General features: G+C 52.2%; 25 protein-coding genes and 1 rRNA gene. 24 read left to right on the forward strand and 2 right to left on the reverse strand.

What is annotated here, in order from left to right; translation table 11 throughout:
• The 11 genes from HMPREF1141_RS01080 to HMPREF1141_RS01130 form a co-directional block, all read left to right on the forward strand.
• Nucleotides 1-354, forward strand: a 354-nt coding sequence (locus HMPREF1141_RS01080; RefSeq protein ID WP_155863437.1) for a transposase, incomplete at its 5' end; no start/stop codon positions are given.
• A 74-nt stretch (nucleotides 355-428) separates the two neighbouring features.
• Nucleotides 429-1,073: a hypothetical protein gene (locus HMPREF1141_RS01085; RefSeq protein WP_009060095.1), complete on the forward strand. Its 645-nt coding sequence runs from the start codon at nucleotides 429-431 to the stop codon at nucleotides 1,071-1,073.
• 4 nt (nucleotides 1,074-1,077) lie between these two features.
• Complete coding sequence (locus HMPREF1141_RS01090) at nucleotides 1,078-1,317, forward strand: hypothetical protein (RefSeq protein WP_009060089.1); 240 nt, start codon at nucleotides 1,078-1,080, stop codon at nucleotides 1,315-1,317.
• Nucleotides 1,314-1,703 carry a DUF2634 domain-containing protein gene (locus HMPREF1141_RS01095; protein WP_009060106.1) on the forward strand — a complete coding sequence of 130 codons (390 nt, stop codon included), beginning with the start codon at nucleotides 1,314-1,316 and terminating at the stop codon, nucleotides 1,701-1,703. Before HMPREF1141_RS01090 ends, HMPREF1141_RS01095 begins: the two co-directional genes overlap by 4 nt.
• Entirely contained in the window at nucleotides 1,696-2,775 is a 1,080-nt protein-coding gene (locus tag HMPREF1141_RS01100; protein WP_009060104.1) for a baseplate J/gp47 family protein, read from the forward strand. The genes HMPREF1141_RS01095 and HMPREF1141_RS01100 overlap by 8 nt, the downstream gene beginning before the upstream one ends.
• Complete coding sequence (locus tag HMPREF1141_RS01105; protein WP_009060083.1) at nucleotides 2,775-3,338, forward strand: putative phage tail protein; 564 nt, start codon at nucleotides 2,775-2,777, stop codon at nucleotides 3,336-3,338. Before HMPREF1141_RS01100 ends, HMPREF1141_RS01105 begins: the two co-directional genes overlap by 1 nt.
• Nucleotides 3,331-5,280, forward strand: coding sequence for a hypothetical protein (locus HMPREF1141_RS01110; protein ID WP_009060074.1), 1,950 nt, complete (start codon nucleotides 3,331-3,333; stop codon nucleotides 5,278-5,280). Before HMPREF1141_RS01105 ends, HMPREF1141_RS01110 begins: the two co-directional genes overlap by 8 nt.
• A gap of 15 nt (nucleotides 5,281-5,295) precedes the next feature.
• On the forward strand, nucleotides 5,296-5,649 hold the full coding sequence (locus HMPREF1141_RS01115; protein ID WP_009060080.1) for a hypothetical protein: 354 nt from the start codon (nucleotides 5,296-5,298) through the stop codon (nucleotides 5,647-5,649).
• Nucleotides 5,649-5,792 carry an XkdX family protein gene (locus HMPREF1141_RS01120; protein WP_009060085.1) on the forward strand — a complete coding sequence of 48 codons (144 nt, stop codon included), beginning with the start codon at nucleotides 5,649-5,651 and terminating at the stop codon, nucleotides 5,790-5,792. Before HMPREF1141_RS01115 ends, HMPREF1141_RS01120 begins: the two co-directional genes overlap by 1 nt.
• Nucleotides 5,785-6,660, forward strand: coding sequence for a glycoside hydrolase family 25 protein (locus HMPREF1141_RS01125; RefSeq protein ID WP_009060112.1), 876 nt, complete (start codon nucleotides 5,785-5,787; stop codon nucleotides 6,658-6,660). Before HMPREF1141_RS01120 ends, HMPREF1141_RS01125 begins: the two co-directional genes overlap by 8 nt.
• 37 nt (nucleotides 6,661-6,697) lie before the next feature.
• Nucleotides 6,698-6,913: a hypothetical protein gene (locus HMPREF1141_RS01130; RefSeq protein ID WP_009060108.1), complete on the forward strand. Its 216-nt coding sequence runs from the start codon at nucleotides 6,698-6,700 to the stop codon at nucleotides 6,911-6,913.
• Between the two features lie 99 nt (nucleotides 6,914-7,012).
• Here HMPREF1141_RS01130 and dusB read toward each other — a convergent pair whose 3' ends face one another.
• Entirely contained in the window at nucleotides 7,013-8,020 is a 1,008-nt protein-coding gene (gene dusB / locus HMPREF1141_RS01135; protein WP_009060098.1) for a tRNA dihydrouridine synthase DusB, read from the reverse strand.
• Between the two features lie 666 nt (nucleotides 8,021-8,686).
• Here dusB and polA point away from each other — a divergent pair.
• The 8 genes from polA to HMPREF1141_RS01175 all read left to right on the forward strand — a co-directional run bounded on the left by polA (nucleotide 8,687) and on the right by HMPREF1141_RS01175 (nucleotide 19,427).
• The gene (gene polA / locus HMPREF1141_RS01140) at nucleotides 8,687-11,269 is read left to right on the forward strand and encodes a DNA polymerase I (RefSeq protein ID WP_009060087.1); all 2,583 of its coding nucleotides are present in this window, start codon (nucleotides 8,687-8,689) and stop codon (nucleotides 11,267-11,269) included.
• A 50-nt stretch (nucleotides 11,270-11,319) separates the two neighbouring features.
• The gene (locus tag HMPREF1141_RS01145; RefSeq protein ID WP_009060114.1) at nucleotides 11,320-11,745 is read left to right on the forward strand and encodes a protein-tyrosine-phosphatase; all 426 of its coding nucleotides are present in this window, start codon (nucleotides 11,320-11,322) and stop codon (nucleotides 11,743-11,745) included.
• Nucleotides 11,729-12,187 carry a ribosomal protein S18-alanine N-acetyltransferase gene (gene rimI / locus HMPREF1141_RS01150; RefSeq protein WP_009060079.1) on the forward strand — a complete coding sequence of 153 codons (459 nt, stop codon included), beginning with the start codon at nucleotides 11,729-11,731 and terminating at the stop codon, nucleotides 12,185-12,187. The genes HMPREF1141_RS01145 and rimI overlap by 17 nt, the downstream gene beginning before the upstream one ends.
• 13 nt (nucleotides 12,188-12,200) lie before the next feature.
• Nucleotides 12,201-12,929 carry a flavodoxin family protein gene (locus HMPREF1141_RS01155; RefSeq protein WP_009060110.1) on the forward strand — a complete coding sequence of 243 codons (729 nt, stop codon included), beginning with the start codon at nucleotides 12,201-12,203 and terminating at the stop codon, nucleotides 12,927-12,929.
• The gene (gene tsaD, locus HMPREF1141_RS01160) at nucleotides 12,926-13,945 is read left to right on the forward strand and encodes a tRNA (adenosine(37)-N6)-threonylcarbamoyltransferase complex transferase subunit TsaD (protein WP_009060100.1); all 1,020 of its coding nucleotides are present in this window, start codon (nucleotides 12,926-12,928) and stop codon (nucleotides 13,943-13,945) included. Before HMPREF1141_RS01155 ends, tsaD begins: the two co-directional genes overlap by 4 nt.
• Before the next feature lie 273 nt (nucleotides 13,946-14,218).
• Nucleotides 14,219-15,988, forward strand: a complete 1,770-nt coding sequence (locus tag HMPREF1141_RS01165) for a phosphoenolpyruvate carboxykinase (GTP) (protein WP_009060078.1) — start codon at nucleotides 14,219-14,221, stop codon at nucleotides 15,986-15,988.
• 324 nt (nucleotides 15,989-16,312) lie between these two features.
• Complete coding sequence (gene gdhA, locus HMPREF1141_RS01170) at nucleotides 16,313-17,665, forward strand: NADP-specific glutamate dehydrogenase (RefSeq protein WP_009060091.1); 1,353 nt, start codon at nucleotides 16,313-16,315, stop codon at nucleotides 17,663-17,665.
• A 316-nt stretch (nucleotides 17,666-17,981) separates the two neighbouring features.
• A complete protein-coding gene (locus tag HMPREF1141_RS01175) occupies nucleotides 17,982-19,427 on the forward strand; it encodes an NCS2 family permease (protein WP_009060071.1) in 1,446 nt (481 codons plus the stop codon).
• A 155-nt stretch (nucleotides 19,428-19,582) separates the two neighbouring features.
• Here the strand turns inward: HMPREF1141_RS01175 and HMPREF1141_RS01180 are convergent, their stop codons facing one another.
• The gene (locus HMPREF1141_RS01180; protein WP_009060082.1) at nucleotides 19,583-20,440 is read right to left on the reverse strand and encodes a radical SAM protein; all 858 of its coding nucleotides are present in this window, start codon (nucleotides 20,438-20,440) and stop codon (nucleotides 19,583-19,585) included.
• Nucleotides 20,441-20,721: 281 nt separating this feature from the next.
• Here HMPREF1141_RS01180 and folE point away from each other — a divergent pair, with 281 nt between their 5' ends.
• The 5 genes from folE to HMPREF1141_RS01205 all read left to right on the forward strand — a co-directional run.
• Complete coding sequence (folE, locus tag HMPREF1141_RS01185) at nucleotides 20,722-21,294, forward strand: GTP cyclohydrolase I FolE (RefSeq protein WP_009060076.1); 573 nt, start codon at nucleotides 20,722-20,724, stop codon at nucleotides 21,292-21,294.
• A complete protein-coding gene (gene folP, locus HMPREF1141_RS01190; protein WP_009060069.1) occupies nucleotides 21,291-22,139 on the forward strand; it encodes a dihydropteroate synthase in 849 nt (282 codons plus the stop codon). The genes folE and folP overlap by 4 nt, the downstream gene beginning before the upstream one ends.
• The gene (gene folB / locus HMPREF1141_RS01195) at nucleotides 22,132-22,503 is read left to right on the forward strand and encodes a dihydroneopterin aldolase (RefSeq protein ID WP_009060081.1); all 372 of its coding nucleotides are present in this window, start codon (nucleotides 22,132-22,134) and stop codon (nucleotides 22,501-22,503) included. The genes folP and folB overlap by 8 nt, the downstream gene beginning before the upstream one ends.
• Complete coding sequence (gene folK / locus HMPREF1141_RS01200; RefSeq protein ID WP_009060102.1) at nucleotides 22,500-22,985, forward strand: 2-amino-4-hydroxy-6-hydroxymethyldihydropteridine diphosphokinase; 486 nt, start codon at nucleotides 22,500-22,502, stop codon at nucleotides 22,983-22,985. Before folB ends, folK begins: the two co-directional genes overlap by 4 nt.
• Nucleotides 22,986-23,318: 333 nt before the next feature.
• A 16S ribosomal RNA gene (locus HMPREF1141_RS01205) occupies nucleotides 23,319-23,408 on the forward strand; the annotation flags it as partial.

Here is a 23,408-nt window from a genome sequence, read left to right on the forward strand (position 1 = left end):
GACATCAAGTTGCTGGAAGCAACGCTTGATCAGATTGTGGTCCAGCGTCCGAAATCTTCAGCAAAATTTACTCAAAACCTGTGCCTGGATGCCGGGTATACCGGCTCAAAAGACAAGGTTGAAAAAAGAGGCTATATCGCGCATATCCGTCCCCGATCTGAGGAAAAACAGGAGCTCTTGCGGAATCCCGATTTTAAAGCCCGGCGCTGGGTAGTAGAGGTTACGCATTCGTTCTTCAACCGTTTCCGCAAATTGCTGGTTCGTTTTGAAAAGAAAGCTGCAAACTACCTTGGTCTTCTGCATTTTGCCTGTGCAATTATTGTCTGGCGTAAATTGATTCGAGTCCATATCTAATTTATGGATAGGCTCTTAGATATTTCAAAGCGAAAAACTCCATTATTCGGCCGGTCTGTACGCTGTCAGAGTTTTTGAACACAGTAGCGGCGGCGATCGGCGACCGGGTGAGGCTTGGCCAGGTTGACAGCACTGTTGCAAAGCTGACACAGTATCGGTTTGATAATCAGACTCACCTGGATATGATTTACAAATCGATCGAGGAAAATCTGTATACAAACGGATACTGGTATGTTCTGCGCGATCACTTCGGAGCGATTGAGCTGCGCGATCTGGTAGACCTGCGGCTGCCGATCCTGATTGGGGACGGCTCGATGGGGACCGGCTTTGATTATGAGCGCTCCATCGACGAGGATACCTACAACTACATTAAAGTAGCTAGGGACGATAACAAAACAGGCATCTGTAATAGCTATGTTTCAATGGATCCAGGCAATATCAAAAACTGGGGCAAACTGATGCTCTTTGATAAGGTAAGCGCCGATCTGAATGAATCCCAGCTGGCGGTGCGTGCGAATCAGCTGTTACAGCTGAAAAACCGGGAAACTCAAACCCTGAAGATCGACTGCATGGGGGATACCCGGGTATTTGGCGGCAGCGGCATTCGGATAAAAATCGCCGAGGCCGGTCTGGATTTGTGGTCGGTTGTAGACCAGGTAACACACAATTTCGGCCACAACAAGCACACCATGAATCTGGAATTAAAATTTGTGTGGTGATGATATGGATTTAAATACTGCAATTAAAAGCATCGTAAAAGAATATCTGCAAAATGAAGCCCTGTGCGACCTGATCTATGGAACATGGGGTGGTTCCAGTATTAAGATAGATAACCGACCCTTGGTGGTTCCTCTCGAAATGGTGGATGTACCGAAGGGACTTACGGTAACGATCGGAGCGCGGGTCAGTCTGATTCAAAAGCACGGCGGCCAGCGATTTGCAGTGATAGGGGTGATTGGATGAGCGTACTGAAAACCTATGGCGACGATACAGACAGTTTTCATCCCTCTAAAACATGGAGGCTGTCCGGGAACCGTCTACAGGGGATGATCGATGGAAAAGAGGCCGCCGCGCAGGCGGCTGACCTGGCGCTTTCCACAGAGCGATTTTTCTACGACATTTTTTCGTACGATTACGGCGTAGAGCTCGCCGACCTAATCGGACAGGACCATGAATATGGAAAGGCGGATTTACAGCGGCGTATCGAAGAGGCGCTCGGCGAGGATGACCGGATTACGGGAATCTCGGATTTTACCATTGATTTTGATCGGGAAGCCGCAAATGTACGCTTTACAGTAAATACCATCTTTGGGGATTTTAACACGGAGAGGAGTGTAACGCTTGGCTGAAGCTTATGAGTACGAAGCAATCCTGAAACAGATGCTGGATCAGGTGCCGGACGATATCGACAAGCGCGAGGGAAGCATCATTTACCACACGCTGGCGCCGACCGCTTTTGTGTTGGCCCAGCAGGCCTATATGATCGCGTATTTAACAGATCTGCTGTTTGCAGATACGGCTCAGGAGGAATGGTTGGATCGGGTTACATCGGATTTTGGCATCGACCGCGAGCTGGCAACACAGGCAGTGCGACAGATCAACACCTTCGATGGCACCGGCGCGCCGAAAGATATTCCGATTGGCAGCCGTTTTGCAGTGCAGGATATCTCCTTTACCGTCACGGAAAGGCTTGCGGCAGGCCAGTACAAAGCCATCTGCGACCAATCCGGAATTCAGGGCAACGCCTATGGAGGCACCATTTTGCCGGTGGACAACATCAACGGCCTTGCGTCGGCAGAACTGGTTGCCCTTGCGCTCATCCCCGCGCGGGATCAGGAAAGCGATGATGATCTTCGTGCACGGTTTCACACAGCAGTGCGGCAGCAGCCCTACGGGGGAAACATCGCGGACTACAAGGAAAAAACGTTGGCCATTGACGGCGTGGGAACCGTTCAGGTATTCGGCGCCCCTTCGATGGGCGCCGGCCGGGTTGGGCTGATCATTGGCGATGAACAGGGTAATACCGCCACGCAAACGCTGGTGGACAAGGTGCAGACTGTAATGGGCACAGACGGTGACGGAATCGCGCCGATCGGCCACACGGTAACAGTGGGGACCTCTGTTAATCTGCCTGTTAATGTAACGGCGCAGATTCGATTGAGAGCCGGAGCCAGTTTAGAGCTTGTAAGACCGTCGGTGGAACAGGCAATTGCCGATTACATCGGCAGCATCGATTTTGCCGCGGAAACGCTGTTTTACGCAAAGCTGGTCGCGAATATTCTGAACGCACATGAGAGTATTGTCGATGTTGGTACCGTGACCATAAACGGTGCCAGCGCCAATCTGTCCCTGCAAAAAAGCTTTGCCGCATACCAGGTGCCGACAATCGGGACGATCACGGTGAGCGAGGTGGCCGGCTGATGTTTTATGACCATAAAAACGATTTGAAAGGCTATCTGATTGAAAAACTGCAGGATGTTGTGGAGATCGACGCGATCGCCGGGGTAGTAAATATTCAGATGGACGCTTTATCAGAGCAGGTGCGGCGGATGGTGAAAAACAAATCTGTTTCCACCTGCGACGAGGCGGGAGCACAGCGCTGGGAGCGCTTGCTTGGCGTGTCCTCTCCGCTGAATTCTACCTTGCAGGCGCGGCGCGATGCGCTCAAAGCCAAGCTGATGACGAAGCCGCCGATCAATGTCAATGTATTGCGGGGAATGGTAGAGGCGTACATGGGACTTGGTGTTGACGTCAGTGTGCAGGATTTTGTCATCAAAATCCGCTACCGCGGAGAGGGCCGCGTGGCCGACCTGAATCCGCTGTACGCGACGGCCTATGAGACGATCCCGGCGAATCTTCTGTTGGATATTGCTTATCTCTATGTAACCTGGGATGAGCTGGACGCCCAATCGATCACCTTTGAACAGTTGGACGCGAAGAACTTAACCTTAAAACAATTAGAAAGGGGCGAGTGGATTGCCTGATATTACTACATTATTTGAAGGAACCGACGGGGTATCGCGTACTCTCTTTAACCAGAAGCTGAGCGATGTTAACGCGCACGGGAATGACGCCACTATGCATGTTACAGCGGCAGAGCGCGCGGCGTGGAACGGGAAGGCAAACGGTAATAACGCCGTTTGGGTAGCAACAGAAGTTGGTGCGCCAGATAATAATAACTCATGTGTACTTACAATACCTAATTTTATTTTCACAGAGGGGTGCCAAATTACCTACAAAGCTACTGCGAAGCCCAAAAGTAGTACTCAGTATAATTGCATAAAAATTAATAATACTGGAGACTGGTATGCTTTAAGAAATCCAGTTGGGGAAGTTTTGGATGATGATGCATGGGAAGTGGGGGCGAATGTAACAGTAACATTATCCTCTAAAAGTTTTAATCATCCCCAAAATTGGCCTACAGCTTTTTTTAAAGGTGGCTCTGGGTCTATAAAAGAAATGTTTACTTTCCCACTCAGTATCCAGACGGCAGAGCCTACTCCGTTAGACACCAATCATATTTGGATTCAAAATGCTACTAAAAGGCGTATCGTATTTGACGACGCAATAAGATCATCACCGCCTGGAGATAGCTACTGGTTTATTCAGGACAACATGGATAATTCACTTGTTTATTTGCAATCACCAATAAAGACAACGGATAATATCACATTAAATAGCATTTTACGTAAGGGCAACAGAGACACCATAACATGGCGATTGAGTGAGAGAGGGGGTACTAATGGAAATGGACATGTCTTTGCCAAGAAGAATGGTGTGGACTATTATTCAGACATTGACTCCAAATGGCCACGTATTATGTCTCGTGTAGACTCTGTAATTGACGTAGAAAATGCCAAACGATGGGACGGCTCTGCTTGGCAATGGTTGAGCCAGAAAGGGCATTATTTGATTTCAAAAAATGGCGCTGCAAATAGGGTCGATGGCTCTATAAGTAATTACAGGGGCTTTGATTCCACAACAAGTGTTGGACAAGTAGCCGTATCTTCAAATGGCTTGTGGGTTGCAAGAATATCCGGCGCTGGCCCATCTTCTACAGATACTTTAACTATTTATAAAAGGGAGGGCGATGCTTTTTCTTTAAATAGTACGATTACAGGAATAGACCCTGCCCCAGCTGATAATACTGGAAATTATGGAAAAAGGTGCATACAGTTTTCTCCCGATAGTCAATCTATACTTATTCCTGGCGGGTCAAAAGGGGCTTTATTTTATTTAATAAAACTTCAAGCGAACGGAACGTGGAGTTTATTAACAAGGTATGCCAAGCACACACAGTGTGTAAAAGCATGCTTTAATGAAACTGGTAGTCAAATAATTACATTATCAAGTTGGGTATATGATCCAGACGACGGAGATGTGAGTCGTCATTTAGAAGTTTATTCAAAAAGTGGAGACACCATATCGCTACTATCCTCAACTGTAATTAAAGATTCTGCGCTTATTAAAGACTACTTTTCTATAGGAAAAATGATTACGGTTGGAGACTATATTTACATCAACACTAATGCTATGAGTGCTTCTAACGATAATTCAGTTTTTTCAGTTATCAAATCCAGTGACAAAACACGAGCATATTTTCTCTCGTCATCAACCCAGACAAACGATTCCTATGAAGCTCAGGCACTAGTCTCTATTGGAAACGGTCGAGTTATATACGCTCTGGGGCAATCAACTTCTCAAGTCGTTATAAAAATGCATAATATAGCCCAACCAAATCAATCAACAACATTGACATACTGTAATAATTTTAGAGCATTAACAGTATCACCAGACTATAAGTATTTATTTGTGCTTTCTACTGACGGACTACTCGTGTATTCCATTAATTCAGATTATACTGTAACTCAAATAACACCGGCTTTAATTACTTTTACAGCTTCTGGTAGTTTAGCTTGCTGGTAAGAAAGGAGGATATTCGTGTATTATCTTTATAGCGAAGAAACATCAGAGGTCTATCAAAAATCTGAAACTGAGCCAACAGAAGGTCTTTATTGTAAATTTGATCAGGATATTGATCTCGTACTTTATCGTCTGATTGTTGGAATGGTTGATGAGAATAAAAATCTCACGTATCCTCAGATCAAAGCTCGACCTGCTGAAGAGTTAGCAAGGCAAATTAAAGAGCAACAGGCCGAAAACGATGTATTCGGCCAAACCATCGCGGGCCTATCGCTGCAAAACATGCAGCTCAACGCAACATTGGACACGTTGAGAGAGACGCTCGCGCAGGCACAGCTTGATATTATGACGCTCAAAGGAGGCGCAGTATAATGGTATTTTGGCAGCTTGCTTACAGCCGCAAATGGGTGACAATTGATCAGTTGAGACTGGCGGTTAAAACAGAGAGCAACCCATATGGGCAAATTACTGCCGATGAGTTCAAGACCATCACAAGTGAGGATTACAATGCTTAATGGCATCGACGTCAGCAACGCCAACGGTCGCGTCGACTGGGACAAACTAAAGGGCAACATCGATTTTGCCATTCTGCGCTGCGGCTATGGCAGCGATATGGTCAGCCAGGACGACAAGCAATGGGCGCGCAATGTAGCCGAGTGCAGTCGGCTGAACATTCCGTGGGGCGCGTATCTGTACAGTTACGCAATAAACATGGCCGAAGCTGAAAGCGAGGCGGCGCATGCTCTGCGGTTGCTCGAAGGTCTGAAACCTGTCTACCCGGTCTATATCGATATGGAAGACGCTGATGGCTATAAAGCCAAGCATGGCGGCATCAGCAAACAGATGGCAACAGCCATCTGTTTGCTTTTTTGTGAGCGATTAACCGCCGCCGGATATACCGTCGGGGTTTACGCAAACAAAGATTGGGCGACGAACCGGCTCGATATGGCGCAGCTCTCTAAGTACACGTTTTGGCTGGCACAGTATAACGACAGGGTAACCTACCCCGGTCAATACGACATGTGGCAGTACACCAGCGACGGCAGTATGCCGGGCGTGAGCGGGCGGGTAGATCTCAATTACTGCTGCAAGGATTTTTCTTTGGCTGCTGTCCCGAATATCTACGGCTTGAGTTTGGATACCACAAGCAAAGACATGAACAGCGGTGAAAAATACACGGTGTTGGCTCGTTGTCAGGAAAAACCCGCCGTTACCACCACCGGACGCGACGTGATCGCCGTATCGGAACCGCGCCTTGATCCGAAAGGCCGCGGCTGGCTGATCGACGTTCAGGGTCTGCCGCCGGAACCTGTGGTAAGGCATGGACATATTATGGTCACGTCGGGTGGACAGACCGTACAGTGCAATTTTAATGTGCGCTGAAACATCAGGTTCCATCTGACGGAAAGAGGGGTATCAAATGAGCAAAATCAATTGGGCACAGAAGCTGACATCCCGTAAATTTTGGATGGCGGTTGCGGCCTTCGTGGTTGGCGTGCTGGCTCTGTTCGGAGCAGACGCGAACGTTGGGCAGCAGGTCAGCGGTGTATTTCTGTCACTGGGCGCAGTCGTTGCCTATATTGCCGGTGAAGGATATGTGGACGGGCAGGCAGCGGGAGAAGACAAAACGGAATAGATGGGAAAGCCGCATACTCAATGTATGAATGATGCTGAGAAGAACGGATCACAAAAGAAAGCCCTCAACCACAGGAAAATCTGTGGCTGGGGGCTTTTGTCATATTACAGTTTCGTGTGAGGCTCCGCCTGCCGCGGAGGAAAGTATCCGCTGTGCCAGCAGCTCAATATCGTGAAAAACTGTCAGCTGCCCGGCCTCACGGCGGAAGGATGCCGCGTTCGGCAGGCCCTTAAGATACCACCCGGCATGCTTGCGGGCTTCGCGCATCGCGCGGTTTTCTCCCTTATCCTCGCACATGGCACGCACATGGCGCAGCATCACGAGCAGCCTCTCGTTTAAGGTGGGCGGCGGCAGGAGCACTCCTGTCGTGAGGTATGCGTGAATCTCGCGGAAAATCCAGGGATTCCCCAAAGCGGCACGGCCGATCATCACCATGTCGCAGCCGGTCTGCTCCAGCATTTTGGCGGCGCTTTTCGCATCGGTTACATCGCCGTTGCCGATCACGGGGATTTTTACCGCCTGCTTGACCGCTGTGATGATCTCCCAATCCGCGCTGGGCTGGTACATCTGCTCGCGGGTTCTCCCGTGAACGGCGATTGCATCCGCTCCCGCCGCTTCGCAGATCTGCGCCACTTCTACGGCGTTGACGCTGTTTTTATCCCATCCCTTGCGGATTTTTACCGTTACCGGCACGTCCACCGCGGTCTTGACTGCCGCCACGATTTTGCCGCAGAGCTCCGGATCCTTCATCAGCGCGCTGCCGCTGCCGTGACCCCGGCCACTGGTTCCGCATACCTTCGGCGCGGGGCAGCCCATATTGATGTCGATGGCGTCGGGAGAAAAATTCATCGCGATTTCCGCTCCGCGCGCCAGATAATCCGGCTCATCCCCGAACAGCTGAATCGCCGCGGGCCGCTCTGTATCAGACAGCTTCATCAGCTGGTTTGTCTTATAGTTTTTATATGTCAGGCCCTGCGCGCTCACCATTTCGGTCACGACATATCCGGCCCCGAAATCCACGCACAGCTGGCGGAATGACGCGTCGGTAATCCCGGCCATCGGCGCGAGAGCCGCGCGGCCCTCAATTTGAAAAGAACCCAGTTTCAAGTAAAAAAATCCTTTCGGTTAAAAGTGAAAAGTCTCGATATAATATACCACAATCCGGGGCGAAAAGCACTTAATTTTTTTGCTGGAAGATGTTATAATAACCTCACGGCGCAAGCCGAAGCGAAGCTTCGGGCGCCTGAGAGAACATTGAAACAGAATAAACCGGGATCAAGGAAGAACTGGTTGTTATAATGAAAGCTGTTTGAAAGGCATTCTGTTATAATAATCTCACGGCGCAAGCCAAAGCGGAGCTTCGGGCTCCTGAGAGACCATTAAAACAGAATAAACCAAAGAACTGGTTGTTATAATGAAAGCTGTTTGAAAGGCATTCTGTTATAATAACCTCACAGCGCAAGCCGAAGCAGAGCTTCGGGTGCCTGAGAGAACATTGAAACAGAATAACTGGAATAAAGAAAGAACTTGTTGCTCTAACGAAAGCTGTTTAAAAGGCATTCTGTTATAATAACCTCACGGCATAAGCGAAAGCAAAGCTTTCAATGCCTGGGAGAACGTTGAAACATGATAATATCGCTTAAAAAACGTCTTTTCATAATCAAGTGGGGTTTTGTACTTGCTATCATGTTATAATAACACAATAGAGTAAACAGGGGAGACTCCTTTTTAAATATATCTGGTCCGCTATATTCAGCGGAGGAATGGAGAAGAATGATGAAATTACTGGTGCTGGACGGAAACAGTATCCTGAATCGCGCGTTTTACGGGATTAAACTGCTGACTACCAAGGATGGCCATTTTACCAATGCGATTTACGGTTTTCTGACGATGCTCAAAAAGATGTGGGATGAGACGCAGCCGGATGCAGTCGCCATTGCGTTTGACCGCAAGGAGCCCACGTTTCGCCACCTGGAATACGATGGCTATAAGGCCCAGCGTAAGGGAATGCCAGAAGAGCTGGCCGAGCAGCTGCCCGTTTTAAAGGAATTGCTGGAGCTGCTCGGCTACCCTCTGGTGGAGCAGGCGGGGTTTGAGGCGGACGACATTTTGGGCACGCTGGCCAAGGCCAGCCGCGAGCAGGGCGCGGAATGCGTGATTGCCACCGGGGACCGCGACAGCCTGCAGCTGGTGGGTGACGGCGTCACGGTGCGCCTTGCCGCAACCAAATTCGGTCAGCCGCAGGTAACGGTGTACGACGCCGAGAAAATCCGCGAGGAATACGGCGTGGAACCGCCTCAAATGATCGAGATCAAGGCGCTGCAGGGCGACAGCTCCGATAATATCCCCGGCGTGGCGGGCATCGGCCCCAAGGGTGCGGGTGAACTGATTCGCAGCTTTCACGACATCGACCATATCTACGAAAATCTGGATACCATCGACATCAAAGAAGGGATGCGCAAGAAGCTGCGCGAGGGGAAGGAGAGTGCCTACCTCAGCCGTAAGCTGGGCACGATCTGTACGGATGTACCGATTGATACAAAGCTGGAAATGTATCGCCTGCAGTCGGGCGACAAGGCAGCCGCAGCTCGTTTGATGGCACGGTTGGAGCTGTTTTCGCTGATTCCGAAGCTGGGGCTCGACGCTGCGGCGCAGGAGACCCCCGAGCATAGCAAAACGGCGGATTCCCTGCCGGTAAAGGTGCTGGCCGACGGCGCGGGGCTGCTGATCCCCCTGCAGGAGCAGGGCCGTGCGGATTTGACAGCCGTGTACGACGGAAACGAAATTTCCTCTCTGCTTTTGCCGATGGATGGGACCGTATTTGTCTTGAAGCCTGAAAAAGCGTTTTTGCGCGCGCTGTGCGGCAATGCGAAGATTGTCAAGAATATCCACAACAGCAAGCCGTTTTATGCCGCGCTGGAGCGGCTGGGCGTGGAGGTCAAAAATTTCGGCATGGATACCCTGCTCGCGGCCTATCTGCTGAACCCCACGTCGTCCGATTACGGGGTGGAGCGGCTCGCAGCGGAATATGAGGTACCGTTTCCGAGTGCAAACGGGGAGTATGCGGATGCGGCCCGCGCGGCGCTTCTGCCCGCTCTGGTCGATCGCCTGACGACCGAAATCGAACAGAACGGCCAGCTCGACCTGCTGAAAAAGATTGAGCTGCCGCTGGCAAAAGTGCTGGCCGGCATGGAAACGGTCGGCTTTGCCGTAGACGCGGCGGGCATTGAGGAATACGGTAAGGGCCTGCAGACCCGCATCAATGAAATCCAGAGCCGTATTTACGAGCAGGTCGGCTACGAATTTAATGTGAATTCGCCGAAGCAGCTCGGTCAGGCGCTGTTTGAAAAGCTGGGCCTGCATACGGGCAAAAAGACAAAAAGCGGCTACTCCACCAACGCGGAGGTTTTGGAAAGCCTGCGCTATGACCATCCCGCCGTAGAGATGATTCTGGAATACCGCGGGCTGACGAAGCTGAAATCCACCTATTGCGACGGCCTGCTCAAGGTAATCGGGCAGGACGGGCGGATTCACTCAAGCTTTAATCAGACCGAAACGCGCACAGGGCGCATCAGCTCCACAGAGCCGAACCTGCAGAACATTCCCGTGCGCACCGAGCAGGGCCGCGAGCTGCGCCGCTTTTTCATCGCCCGGCCCGGGTGGGTGCTGGTAGACGCCGACTACTCGCAGATCGAGCTGCGGGTTCTGGCTCATGTGGCCGACGATAAAAATATGATCGAGGCATTCCGCGAAAATGCGGATATTCACCGCAGCACCGCCGCCCAGGTGTTCCGCATGCCGGAGGAGATGGTCACGCCCATCATGCGCAGCCGCGCCAAGGCGGTCAACTTCGGCATTGTATACGGCATCGGCGCGTTTTCGCTGTCGAAGAACATCGGCGTTACCCGCAAGGAAGCGGATGACTATATCAAGGCGTATCTGGCCCACTACGATGGCGTGCGAAGCTACATGAACCATGTGGTGGAGCTGGCAAAGGAGCGCGGCTATGCCGAAACGCTGTTCGGCCGCAGGCGCTACCTGCCGGAGCTGACCAGCAGCAACTTCAATCTGCGCTCGTTCGGCGAGCGCGTTGCGATGAACATGCCGATTCAAGGCACCGCGGCGGATATCATCAAGATCGCGATGATCCGTGTGGCGGAGCGCCTGACCCGTGAGAAAATGCAGGCGCAGCTGATTCTGCAGGTGCACGATGAGCTGATCGTCGAAGCACCGCAGGAAGAAGCCGAGGCTGCGGCGAAGCTGCTCACGGAAGAAATGCAGAACGCGGTTTCGCTTTCCGTGCCGATGCTGGCGGAGGCCAAGATCGGCAAAACGTGGTACGACGCGAAAGAATAAACCCATCATTCAGCTCCCCGGTGATCTGCCGGGAAGAAAGAGGAATGCATATGAAAATCATCTTTATCTGTACGGGCAACACCTGCCGCAGCCCGATGGCCGAAGGCCTGTTCCGCAGGCTGCTGGCTGAGCGCGGCATCATGGACATTACCTGTGACAGCGCCGGGTTATTCGCGAATCCCGGCGAGCCTGCGGCAGACAACGCGGTGACCGCCTGCCGCGAGCTGGGCGTCGATCTTTCCGCTCACCGCGCCAAACCCCTTTCGCAGGAAATGCTGCAATCCGCCGATCTGTTTGTGGTCATGATGCAGAGCCATGCCGGGGTGCTCAAATCGTCGGGAGTACCGCAGGAGAAAATCAAGGTACTCGGCGGCGGAGTCGGCGACCCGTTCGGCGGCAGCATGGCCATTTACCGCGCCAGCCGCGACCAGATTCAAAAGGCACTTGAGGAGCTTTTGCATGAGCTGGGGCACTGAAGAAATCCGCATTGTCCCGATGCGGGAACATCATCTGGACGCGCTCGCCGTGCTGGAGCGGCTCTGCTTTTCGCTGCCCTGGTCGCGGGAGGGACTTGCGACGGAGCTTCTGGAGCCGACGGCCTGCTTTCTGGCGGCGGAGTGTGGCGGGGAAACTATCGGCTACGCGGGGATGCACTGTATTCTGGATGAAGCGTACGTCACCAATGTTGCGGTAGACCCAAGGTTCCGGCGGCATGGGGCCGGGCGGCTGCTGATGCAGGCATTGGAGCGGGCGGCGATCGGGCGCGGCGCGGCGGCCTTGTCGCTGGAGGTGCGCGTCTCGAATCAAAGCGCGATCCATTTGTACCGGAGCTGTGGGTTTGCAGAAATCGGCCTGCGCCGCGGGATGTACGAGCAGCCGAAAGAAGATGGCCTGATCATGACAAAAGCCTTTTGCTGAAAGAAGGATTTCGATGAAATACTGTATTGTGTACGGCGGCCCCCGCAAAAAGAATACATACCACGCGGTGCAGATCGTCAAAAAGCGGCTGGCCGCTCTGGGGCCTGTGGAGTTCACCGAATTTTATCTGCCGCAGGATTTCCCGAAGTTCTGCACGGGATGCTATACCTGTTTTATGAAGGGTGAGGAGAAGTGTCCCCACCGGGAATATGCAGGGCCGATCGAAAGCGCAATGCTGGAGGCCGACGGCCTGATCTTTGCTTCGCCGGTGTACGTGATGGAAATGGCGGCGCCGATGAAAAACATGCTCGATCATTTCGGGTATCTGTTTATGGCGCACCGCCCGCGCAGGGAGATGTTCCATAAAAGCGCGCTGATCGTTTCCACCACGGCGGGCGCGGGGACCAAGTACGCAATCAATAATATTGCCCGTTCGCTGTCGTATTGGGGAATCAGCCGAATTTTTCGCTGCGGGGTTACCTTATGGTCCGAGGGCTTTGACGATATGAAAGAAAGCCGCCGCATCAAAGCGGAGCATTCTCTGGTGCGGTCGGCGGAACGGCTGTACGAGAGCCTGAAAAAGGGCCCTTCGACGTCCATCCGGACAAAGGGGATGTTTTTTATCATGAAGCAGGCGGTATTCAAGTTTGCGGATAACCCTGCAGACCGGACTTACTGGACGGAGCAGGGCTGGGCGCAGGGCGAAAAACCGTGGAATCAGACAAAGGGGAAACAGGAATGAGATTGTTAGGAATTGAAAGCTCGTGCGATGAAACGGCTGCGTCTGTAGTAGAGGATGGCCGCCGTGTGCTGTCGTCTGTGATTGCGTCGCAGGTGCTGGAGCACCGCAAATTCGGCGGTGTGGTACCGGAAATAGCCTCGCGCCGCCATGCGGAGGCCATTGTCGGCGTGGTGCAGCAGGCGCTGGACGACGCCGGAACAAACATAAAGGAACTGGATGCGATCGCGGTCACTGCCGCACCGGGATTGATCGGCGCGCTTTTGGTCGGTGTAAATTTTGCGAAAGGGCTGAGCTTTGCGTCCGGTGTGCCGCTGGTGCCGGTGCACCACCTGCGCTCGCACGTAGCGGCGAATTATCTGACGAGCGCCTCGCTCGAGCCGCCCTTTTTGTGCCTGGTGGTTTCCGGCGGGCACACGCATATTGTACATGTGACGGATTATACCGAGTTCCGCGTATTGGGCTGCACGCGCGACGACGCCGCGGGCGAAGCATTCGACAAGGCGGCCCGTGCCATGGGCCTGCCTTACCCGGGCGGCGTATTTCTGGACAAAGAGGCAGAGCTGGGGAATCCGGACGCGTTTTCCCTGCCGCATCCGTCGGTGGATGGCGCTCCGTTTGATTTCAGCTTTTCCGGGCTGAAAACGGCGGTCATCAATCTGATCCACAATGCCGCGCAAAAAGGGGACGAGCTTCCCCGTGCCGATCTGGCGGCTTCGTTCCGCCGCGCGGTGGTGGATTGCCTGGTGCGCAACGTAGTTGCCGCCATGCGTGAAACCAAGGAACGCCGGCTGGTGATTGCGGGCGGTGTTTCCGCCAATTCGCTGCTGCGGCGCGAGCTGGAGCGAATCTGCGGTGAGAACGGATGGGAGTTTTACCGGCCCGAGCTTTCCCTGTGCGGGGACAACGCCGCGATGGTGGCGTCGCAGGGGTACTACGAGTTTTTGGCGGGCAGGCGCGCCGGGCTTACTCTGAACGCGCTCGCTACTATGGACATTCAGCTTAATTTTGAAGCATGAGAGCCGATTGCAGCACCTTGTGTAAAAGCCGGAATTTTCTCCTCTGTTTTCGGCGGAGGAAAAAATGAACGGGCTTTATCGGGTAAAATAAGTACTGGCTTGGAAAGGGTTGGCAGGCAGTGTTTTTTTCGTGATTCTTTAAACGAACTTAACAGATATTCCGTTTGTTTTTTGGTTGACAATCCACAAATATCAATTGATTCCTGAGCCAAAATCGATTATAATAAAACCAGAGTTATCGTATTTGGCTATCAGGCCGGAAGGAGAACTGGAATGACAAATAACAAATCGGTATTGAACTGGATCGAAGAAATGAAAGCTCTTGTCAGCCCCGATCAGGTCGTTTGGATCGACGGCTCAGAGCAGCAGATCGAACAGCTGAGAGCAGAGGCTTGCTCTACCGGTGAGCTCATTAAGCTCAACCAGGAAAAGCTGCCGGATTGCTATCTGCACCGCACAGCGGTCAATGACGTTGCCCGCGTGGAGGATCGTACCTTTATCTGCTCCCGCAAGGAAGAGGATGCAGGCCCCACTAACAACTGGATGGAGCCGAAGAAAGCCTACGAGATGCTTTATGATATTGCTCGGGACAGCTATAAGGGTCGCACAATGTATGTGATTCCCTACTCCATGGGCCCGGTTGGTTCTCCTCTGGCAAAAATCGGCGTTGAACTGACGGATTCCATCTACGTTGTGCTGAACATGGCGATCATGACCCGTGTTGGCCAGGCGGTTTGGGATGTTTTAGGCGATAATCCCGAGTGGGTGCGCGGGCTGCACTGCAAATGCCAGATCGATCAGGAAAAGCGCTACATATGCCATTTTCCTGAGGATAACACCATCATTTCCGTGAACTCCGGTTACGGCGGAAACGTTCTGCTGGGCAAAAAATGCTTTGCGCTGCGCATTGCATCCAATCTGGGCCGTCAGCAGGGCTGGATGGCGGAGCATATGCTGATTCTGGGCATCGAGAATCCCGAGGGCGAGGTCACCTATATTTCGGCGGCGTTCCCGTCTGCCTGCGGCAAGACGAACCTGGCGATGCTGATTCCGCCGGAGGGTTACCGCAGTAAGGGCTATAAGGTCTGGACAGTCGGCGACGACATCGCGTGGATGCGTCCCGGTGCGGACGGCAGACTGTATGCCATTAACCCCGAAAATGGATTCTTCGGCGTCGCGCCCGGCACGAACGCCAAATCCAACTTCAACGCTCTGGAGTCCACCAAGAGGGGCACCATCTTTACCAATGTTGCGCATAATCTTGACGACAACACCGTCTGGTGGGAGGGCCTTGACAAGAACCCGCCCAAGAACGCGTTGAACTGGAAGGGCGAGCCCTGGGACGGCACTACTTCCTCTGATAAGGGTGCGCACCCCAACAGCCGCTTTACCGCGCCTGCCAAGAATTGCCCCTGCATCAGCCCCGAGCTGGATAAGGGCGAGGGCGTGCCGATTTCCGCCATCATCTTCGGCGGCCGCCGCGCGCAGACCACTCCGCTGGTCTATCAGTCCCGCGATTGGGATAACGGTGTGTTCGTCGGTTCCATCATGGCTTCCGAAACCACAGCCGCCGCTGCCGGCGCTGTCGGCGTCGTTCGCCGCGATCCCATGGCGATGCTGCCATTCTGCGGCTACCACATGGGTGACTATTTCGGCCACTGGATCGAGATGGGCAAAACTCTGGGCGATAAGGCTCCAAAAATCTTCAACGTCAACTGGTTCCGTCTGGACGACGAAGGTCATTTCCTGTGGCCCGGCTTCGGCGACAACATGCGCGTGCTGGATTGGATCATCGCCCGCGTAGAGGGAAAAGCAGATGCGGAGGAAACCCCGATCGGCTTTGTACCCAAGGCGGAGGATATCAACATCAACGGCATTGAGGATGAGATTTCTCTCGAGACGCTGCGCAGCATCCTGAAGATTGACAAGGCACAGTGGGCCAAGGAAGCTGAGGGCATTGAGGAATTCTACCAGAAATTCGGCGACAAGCTGCCCAAAGAGCTGCATGACGAGCTCGAGAAGCTGAAAGAGCGCGTAAAATAAGTTTTTGATCAATCGTGTGGGTTTTTATTCCATACAAATAATCTGCATAAAAGGAACGATTCCAGCAAGGAACCGTTCCTTTCTTACGTTCATGAAAAAATGTGCCTATATTTGAGGCCGAAAACACGGAAGGAACAGTCACTTTTGATGATGGTGTGGAATTTATAAATGAACTTATTTATATTATATAATTCATAAATAGAGCTTATAATCATTTAAAAATACTTAAAAAATCAAAAAAATACAATAAAATGAAGCTTAAGTATTGAAAAAATTCAAAAATGGGGGTATAATCAGAACAATTTGTTAGAGGAGGTAATCCACATGTCCTTTCAAAATCAATATCTGTTGTCTGTGTATCAAGACGTATGCCAGCGTAACGCAGGTGAACCGGAATTTCTTCAGGCTGTTCAGGAAGTTCTGGAATCCCTTGATCCCGTGGTGAAAAAACGACCGGATCTGGTAGCGTCAGGTATCATAGAAAGGCTTGTGGAACCGGAACGGATGATTCAGTTTCGGGTATCCTGGATTGATGATAAAGGCGAAGTACGGGTAAACCGTGGCTGGCGCGTTCAATATAACTCTGCAATTGGCCCTTATAAAGGCGGGCTGCGTTTACACCCCAGTGTGAATGCTTCTATACTCAAGTTTCTCGGGTTTGAGCAAACCTTTAAAAATTCCCTGACAGGCCTGCCGATCGGCGGTGCAAAGGGTGGGGCGGATTTCAACTCAAGAGACAAAAGCGAGGGCGAAGTTATGCGATTCTGCCAAAGCTTTGCCACAGAGCTGACCAAACACATTGGGGCAGATACCGATGTGCCTGCGGGCGATATTGGAGTAGGCTCACGGGAGATTGGGTATATGTTTGGCCAATATAAACGGCTCAGCAACGAATTTACCGGCGCCTTCACCGGGAAATCCCTGTACTCCGGCGGCTCTCTGGTCCGTAAAGAGGCAACCGGTTATGGGTTGTGCTACTTTGTACAGGAATTGCTGTCTTACATAAAACAGGATTCCTTAGAAGGAAAAAACGTAGTGGTCTCCGGTTCAGGAAATGTAGCGATTTATGCCAATGAAAAAGCGGCGCAGCTGGGGGCAAAAGTAGTTGCCATGTCAGATTCCAACGGCTATATATATGATGAAAACGGGATCGATCTGGCGGTGGTGAAGCAAATCAAAGAGGTGGAGCGCGGCAGAATTAAGTTGTATGCTGAGCGTGTTCCCGGAGCGGTATATACCCCGGGCTGCGGTGGAATCTGGAGTGTGAAATGTGATGTCGCTCTGCCCTGCGCCACGCAAAACGAGATCAATAGCGAACACGCACAACAGCTTGTGAATAATGGGGTCTCCGTTGTGGCGGAGGGAGCCAACATGCCATGCACTCCCGAGGCGATTGAGATATTCCGCTCCAACCATGTTCTGTACTCTCCCGGCAAAGCCTCCAATGCGGGCGGCGTTGCGGTGAGCAGTCTGGAAATGTGCCAGAATTCCATGCGCTATTCCTGGAGCTTTGAAGAGGTGGATGCAAAACTGAAAGAGATTATGGCGACTATTTTTCATAATGCGTATCAGGCTTCCGAGGAGTTTGGCCATAAAGGGGATTTGGTGATAGGTGCAAATATCGCAGGCTTTTTGAAGGTGGCTGAAGCGATGAAATGGCAGGGTGTCGCGTACTAAATCAGTCCGCTGTCTCTTTGGTATCGATGTCGAAGGGTTTGTTCTGCAGAGCAAACCCTTCTTTCAAGTATAAATAACCGCACATTGTGACAATGATATAGAGCCAATTATTTCGAAAAAAGAAAGAAATCATGTAAAATTCTTAAAAAAGTTATGAATAAACTGTTTCCAAATCGAAAAATTTGTCGATTCGCACACTTGATTTTAAGCGAGGAATTCTCTATACTTAGGATTGTTGATTCAAGTCCTAAAAGATAGGCAAAATCCCTAAGAAGCCGCATTTGGCTTCTTACTTTATTTCAGGAGGAATGAACGAATGGCGGAAAACAAACAGGTCACGTTTCACCCCAAGGGAGATTTCTTTGATCTGAAGGGTCAGAACACCAACGTCAGAACCGAGGTCATGGCAGGCGTAACTACCTTCTTTACCATGGTGTACATTATTATGGTAAACCCCAGCATGCTGTCGCAGACGGGAATGCCCTGGGGCGCGGTTTTTCTGGCAACCATTATTGCTTCGGTGATCGGTACCCTTGTGATGGGGCTGTTTGCCAACGTACCTTATGCACAGGCTCCCGGTATGGGCCTGAACGCTTTCTTTGTTTTTACCGTTTGCTTCGGTTTAGGCTTTCAGTGGCAGGAAGCTCTCGCGATGGTTTTCCTGTGCGGTATCCTGAACATTATTATTACGGTCACCAGAATCCGTAAAATGATCATCGAGGCAATTCCTCCCATGCTGCAGCACGCGATCGGCGGCGGTATCGGCGTGTTCATCGCGTATATCGGCGTAAAAAAGTGCGGCCTGCTCACCTTTACCTCTGACCCCGGCCAGAATATCGTTCTGGATGGCGGCACAGTCATTGCGAATTCGAGCATTGTTCCCGCGATTGTGCAGTTCAACTCCCCGGCGGTTCTGCTGGCGCTGTTCGGCATTATCCTCACCGTGATTCTGATTATCCGCAACGTAAAGGGCGCGATCCTGCTCGGCATTCTGGTCACTGCCGTGATCGGTATTCCGCTGGGCCTGACCTCCATGAGCAATTCCGTCAGCTTTTCCGACGCGGTCAGCCAGCTGCCTGAGACTTTCGGCGCGGCGTTCGGCAACCCCGGCATGCAGTCGCTGTTCTCGGATGCTTCGAAGCTTCCCCTCGTTTTGATGACAATTTTCGCATTCAGCTTATCTGATACGTTTGATACCATCGGCACCTTTATCGGCACCGGCCGCAAGTCCGGCATTTTCTCCGAGCAGGATGAAAAGACGCTGGAAGAGAATCAGGGCTTTTCGTCCAAGATGGACAGAGCGCTGTTCGCGGATGCGACCGCTACCTCCATTGGTGCGATCTTCGGTACCTCTAACACCACTACTTATGTGGAAAGCGCAGCCGGTATCGGCGCGGGCGGACGCACCGGCCTGACCAGTGTTGTCACCGCAGCCATGTTTATTCTCAGCGCATTCTTTGCACCGCTTGTCAGTGCGATTCCCGACGCGGCCATCGCCCCGTCTTTGATTATTGTCGGTATCATGATGCTCAGCTCCTTCCGCGACATTAAGTGGGAAGACATGGAAGACGCGATTCCCGGATTCTTCGCCGGTATCTTCATGGCGCTTTGCTACAGCATCTCCTATGGTATCGCCGCAGGCTTCCTGTTCTACTGCATCATTAAGACAGTGAAGGGCAAGGCAAAAGAGATTCACCCCATCCTGTGGGTCGCTACCATCCTGTTCGTGCTGAATTTTGTAATCCTTGCAAAAATCAGTTAAATTTGTTTGTTCGCCTTTTTAGTTTAGCTTGAGGTTTTATACAGAAAAAACCGCCTTGGGAATTCGCTCCCGGAGGCGGTTTTTCCTATATATAAAAAATAAAATACCGCCTGAAAAGTCGTAGGACTCTTCAGGCGGCAAACGTGGTTCGTTATTTATCGGCGAGCTTCTCTTTTGCGCACCAGCTCGGTCAGGCGCTCAATGTTGCGCAGCATCGCTTCTTTGTCCTCCGGCAAACGCCCGCGCACGTCAATATAGTTGGAGGCGTGCGCGCTGGTGTAGTAGCAATGCTTCAAATCCAGATTCTCGATCAGCAGCTTCATCTCCTCCAGCACCTGCGTCGCGGAGGGAAGACGGAACGTTCCCTCCGCGATTTTGCGGAACATGTCGGTGTCGTTGCCGGCGTGCAGAACCAGCATGCCCACGTAGTCGGGTTGCATCTGGTTCAGGGCGTCCGCGGTTTCAAGGATATGCTCACGCGAGAACTCCTGCCCGCCAAGTCCGGAGATTATGCTGATCGAAAGGCGCAGGCCCGCGTCGATGGCCGCCTTTGCAGCCGCGATCATCTCGGCCTTGGTGATGCCCTTGTTGACTTCCTCCAGAACCTTGTCGCTGCCGGATTCGAGACCAATGTACACCATCTCGAGCCCTGCCTCGTGCAGCTGACACAATTCCTCATGGCTTTTGCGCAGAATGTCCTTGGCGGAAGCATAGACGCGAACCGCATCCAGATCAGGGTACAGCTCGCGGATGGTTCCCAGAATTTCGAGCAGCATCGGCGTTTTCAGCACCAGCGCGTCGCCGTCGCACAAAAAGATGCGGCGGATTTGATTACGCCAGCGAGTGCCTTCCACCAGGTCTGCCTTGATTTCATCCAGATTGCGTACGCGGAACTGCTTATCGGAATACATGTCGCAGAATGTGCATTTATTCCACGAGCAGCCCACCGTCACCTGAACCAGCAGGCTGTCGGCCTCCGACGGCGGGCGGAAAATGGTACCTTCATAATGCATGAGATTGAATCCTCCTTATTGGTGCCGCGCTCCCCGCAAATTTTCGGGAACGAGCGGGTAATCTATTGCATATTGACGATGTTTTCGGTATGCTATTACTAAATTGTAGCATGATTCGATTGTTAAGAAAAGATCACGCGTTATTTTTGGCGATTTTACCTGCCGGATGTCTGCAAACGGACCGCAAATGAACACAATGCTTGATTTCTAGGATCGGTCTGGAAGGATGATGCAGGTATGTTGCCCGATTGGAAATAAGATTTGGTTGGGAGGCTTTGGATATGGATCAGGAGAGAATCAAGGCAGCGGTAACGGAGCTGCTGCTTGCGGTGGGGGAGAACCCGGAGCGCGAGGGATTGCTCGAAACGCCGGACCGCGTCGCAAAGATGTATGCCGAAATTTTTTCAGGACTGGAGGAAGACCCCATGGAGCACCTGAAGATTTTTCAGGAGCCGCAGCAGCACGGGGAGCTGGTTCTGGTACGTGATATTCCGCTGTATTCCGTTTGTGAGCATCATCTGCTGCCTTTTGTGGGCAAGGTGCATATCGCCTATATTCCCAAGGACGGCAGGATCATCGGGCTCTCAAAATTCGCCCGGATCGTCAGGACCTTCGCCTCGCGTCCTCAGGTGCAGGAGCGTCTGACAGCGCAGATCGCGGATTTTCTGTTTGATAATCTCAAACCATACGGCGTGGCGGTTGTGGCCGAGGCCGAGCATCTCTGCATGACGATGCGGGGCATTCGCGCGGCCGGAGCGGTTACGCAGACCTCCGCCCTGCGGGGAGCGATGCGCACGGAGGCGAAGACCCGCAGCGAGGTCATGTCGCTTCTGGCGGGAGGAGGTCGCCGATGAGCGGATTTCAGGTGGGAAAATATTTCCTTTCACTGAATGGCCCAGCCTGTATCATGGGCATATTAAATGTAACGCCCGATTCGTTTTCCGATGGCGGGCAGAACTTTCGCCCAGAGGATGCGGTAGTGCACGCGCTCGAGATGCAGGAGCAGGGCGCCGGGATGATCGACATCGGCGGGCAGTCCACCCGCCCCGGCTTCACCGCCATTCCTCCGCAGGAGGAGTGGGGGCGCATTGAGCCGGTTCTAAAGGCCCTTCAGGGGCGTTTGAGCGTTCCGGTGTCTGTCGATACCTTCTACCCTCAAGTAGCCTCTATGGCCCTCTCTGCGGGCGCTGACGTGATCAACGACGTGAACGGCTTTACCGATCCCGCGATGTTCCCCGCGGTGCTCCAGAGCGGCTGTGGCTGCATTATCATGCACAACGGACACGTGTTAGAGGAAGACCCAGAAGAGGATATTCTGTTTCGCGTGCGGCGCTTTTTCGAGGACAAGCTGCGGCAGGCGCAGGAAATAGGCATCGCACGGGAGCGCATCTGCTTTGATCCCGGTGTGGGGTTCGGCAAAACATATGAAGAGAATCTGCGTCTGATTGCAAACGTCGATGCCGTGCGCATCGAGGGCTGTGCATTTTTGATGGCCGCCTCGCGCAAGGGCGTGATCGGCAAAAGCTGCGGTGATCCGCCTGCGGAGGATCGGATGTCCGGCACGCTGGCGGCGCATACTCTGGCGCAGGCCGGCGGCGCGCAGCTGCTGCGCGTGCATGATGTTCGGGAAGCGGTGCAGGCGGCGCAGGTTGCGTACGCGGTGCTCAGCGCGAAAGCGGGAGGGACGAGTCTTGGATAAAATTATAGTAAAGGGATTGCGTGTTTTTGCATATCATGGTGTCAACGCGGAAGAAAAGCGCGACGGCCAGCATTTCATAATTGATCTCACAGCTTCCGTGGATTTATCTGCGGCGTGCGCCAGCGACAGCATCGACGACACGGTCAGTTATGCAAAAATAATGAAAACGGCAATCCGCGTCATGACGGAGCAATCTTATGATCTGCTGGAGCGGGTAGCCCAGCGGGTCGCGGAGCAGATCTTTCAGGAATACCCCGCGGTAGTGGAGCTGGAAGTCCTGCTTATGAAGCCGGAGGCTCCGATTCAGGCGGAATTTGAGTACACAGCGGTATCGATTACTAGAAAGCGAAGTGATTTTGATTGAAAAAAGCAGTGATCGGATTGGGTTCTAACCTGGGCAACCGGCTCGAGAACCTTTCGCACGCGCTCCAGGCGCTGAAGAATCTGCCCGGAACAACGGTGATTGCCACTTCCCGTTTCTATGAAACTGCGCCCGTAGAGGTGCAGAGCGCCCAGAATGATTACCTCAACGCCTGCGCGCTGCTTCTTACGGAGCTTTCTCCCCGCGCGCTTTTGGGGGCATGTCTCGGCATCGAGGCAGGCCTTGGCCGTGAGCGCCGCGAATTTCACGGTTCGCGCGTGATCGATTTGGATTTACTTTTATATGAAGATGTTGTTTTGCGCGAAGATGAGCTTCGTCTGCCGCACCCCGGCATTTTGAACCGCGGATTTGTTTTGGCGCCCCTTTCTGACCTCTTTCCGGAAAAAGTGGCTCTGGGCCTGGATTTTTCCGACGCTTTTCGCAGAACAGACTTCTCAGAAGTGCATCTTTTAGAGACAAAATGAAAGTTTTTTAAAAAAAGATGAAAAAACTTCAAAAAAAGCATTGACAATGCGGAGATGGTTTGGTATTATAGTCAAGCGCCTTACGAAACGGCGCACGAAACGAAAGGCCGAAAAGCCCGGTAGAATCGGACAGGACCTTGAAAATTAAACAACGAGAAAGACAAGAAGGAACCCGTAATTTTTGAGAGAAAACTTCTTGGAAACGAGAAGTGAGTACTTCCGGATAAGAGTTCTCAGAACTCTATAAAAACTGAGAAACGCGAAAGCGTACTAATTGAGCAGAGAAAATGCTCTAAAATTAGATTAGACCGGCTTTGGCCGTTTTAATACAATATTTTAGAGAGTTTGATCCTGGCTCAGGACGAACGCTGGCGGCATGCCTAACACATGCAAGTCGAACGGAGTAAGAGAGAAGCTTGCTTA

The organism is Clostridium sp. MSTE9, assembly GCF_000277625.1.
Taxonomy (GTDB): Bacteria; Bacillota; Clostridia; order Oscillospirales; family Acutalibacteraceae; genus Faecalispora; species Faecalispora jeddahensis.

Excerpts from the sequence above, each read along its gene's own strand:
- HMPREF1141_RS01145 (WP_009060114.1), top strand. The coding sequence starts at position 11,320 with ATGAAAATCATCTTTATCTGTACGGGCAACACCTGCCGCAGCCCGATG.
- folP (WP_009060069.1), top strand. The coding sequence starts at position 21,291 with ATGAGCGGATTTCAGGTGGGAAAATATTTCCTTTCACTGAATGGCCCA.
- HMPREF1141_RS01120 (WP_009060085.1), top strand. The coding sequence starts at position 5,649 with ATGGTATTTTGGCAGCTTGCTTACAGCCGCAAATGGGTGACAATTGAT.
- HMPREF1141_RS01165 (WP_009060078.1), top strand. The coding sequence starts at position 14,219 with ATGACAAATAACAAATCGGTATTGAACTGGATCGAAGAAATGAAAGCT.
- folE (WP_009060076.1), top strand. The coding sequence starts at position 20,722 with ATGGATCAGGAGAGAATCAAGGCAGCGGTAACGGAGCTGCTGCTTGCG.
- HMPREF1141_RS01095 (WP_009060106.1), top strand. The coding sequence starts at position 1,314 with ATGAGCGTACTGAAAACCTATGGCGACGATACAGACAGTTTTCATCCC.
- HMPREF1141_RS01090 (WP_009060089.1), top strand. The coding sequence starts at position 1,078 with ATGGATTTAAATACTGCAATTAAAAGCATCGTAAAAGAATATCTGCAA.
- HMPREF1141_RS01125 (WP_009060112.1), top strand. The coding sequence starts at position 5,785 with ATGCTTAATGGCATCGACGTCAGCAACGCCAACGGTCGCGTCGACTGG.
- HMPREF1141_RS01175 (WP_009060071.1), top strand. The coding sequence starts at position 17,982 with ATGGCGGAAAACAAACAGGTCACGTTTCACCCCAAGGGAGATTTCTTT.
- tsaD (WP_009060100.1), top strand. The coding sequence starts at position 12,926 with ATGAGATTGTTAGGAATTGAAAGCTCGTGCGATGAAACGGCTGCGTCT.
- gdhA (WP_009060091.1), top strand. The coding sequence starts at position 16,313 with ATGTCCTTTCAAAATCAATATCTGTTGTCTGTGTATCAAGACGTATGC.
- HMPREF1141_RS01130 (WP_009060108.1), top strand. The coding sequence starts at position 6,698 with ATGAGCAAAATCAATTGGGCACAGAAGCTGACATCCCGTAAATTTTGG.
- polA (WP_009060087.1), top strand. The coding sequence starts at position 8,687 with ATGATGAAATTACTGGTGCTGGACGGAAACAGTATCCTGAATCGCGCG.
- HMPREF1141_RS01105 (WP_009060083.1), top strand. The coding sequence starts at position 2,775 with ATGTTTTATGACCATAAAAACGATTTGAAAGGCTATCTGATTGAAAAA.
- rimI (WP_009060079.1), top strand. The coding sequence starts at position 11,729 with ATGAGCTGGGGCACTGAAGAAATCCGCATTGTCCCGATGCGGGAACAT.
- HMPREF1141_RS01180 (WP_009060082.1), bottom strand. The coding sequence starts at position 20,440 with ATGCATTATGAAGGTACCATTTTCCGCCCGCCGTCGGAGGCCGACAGC.
- HMPREF1141_RS01155 (WP_009060110.1), top strand. The coding sequence starts at position 12,201 with ATGAAATACTGTATTGTGTACGGCGGCCCCCGCAAAAAGAATACATAC.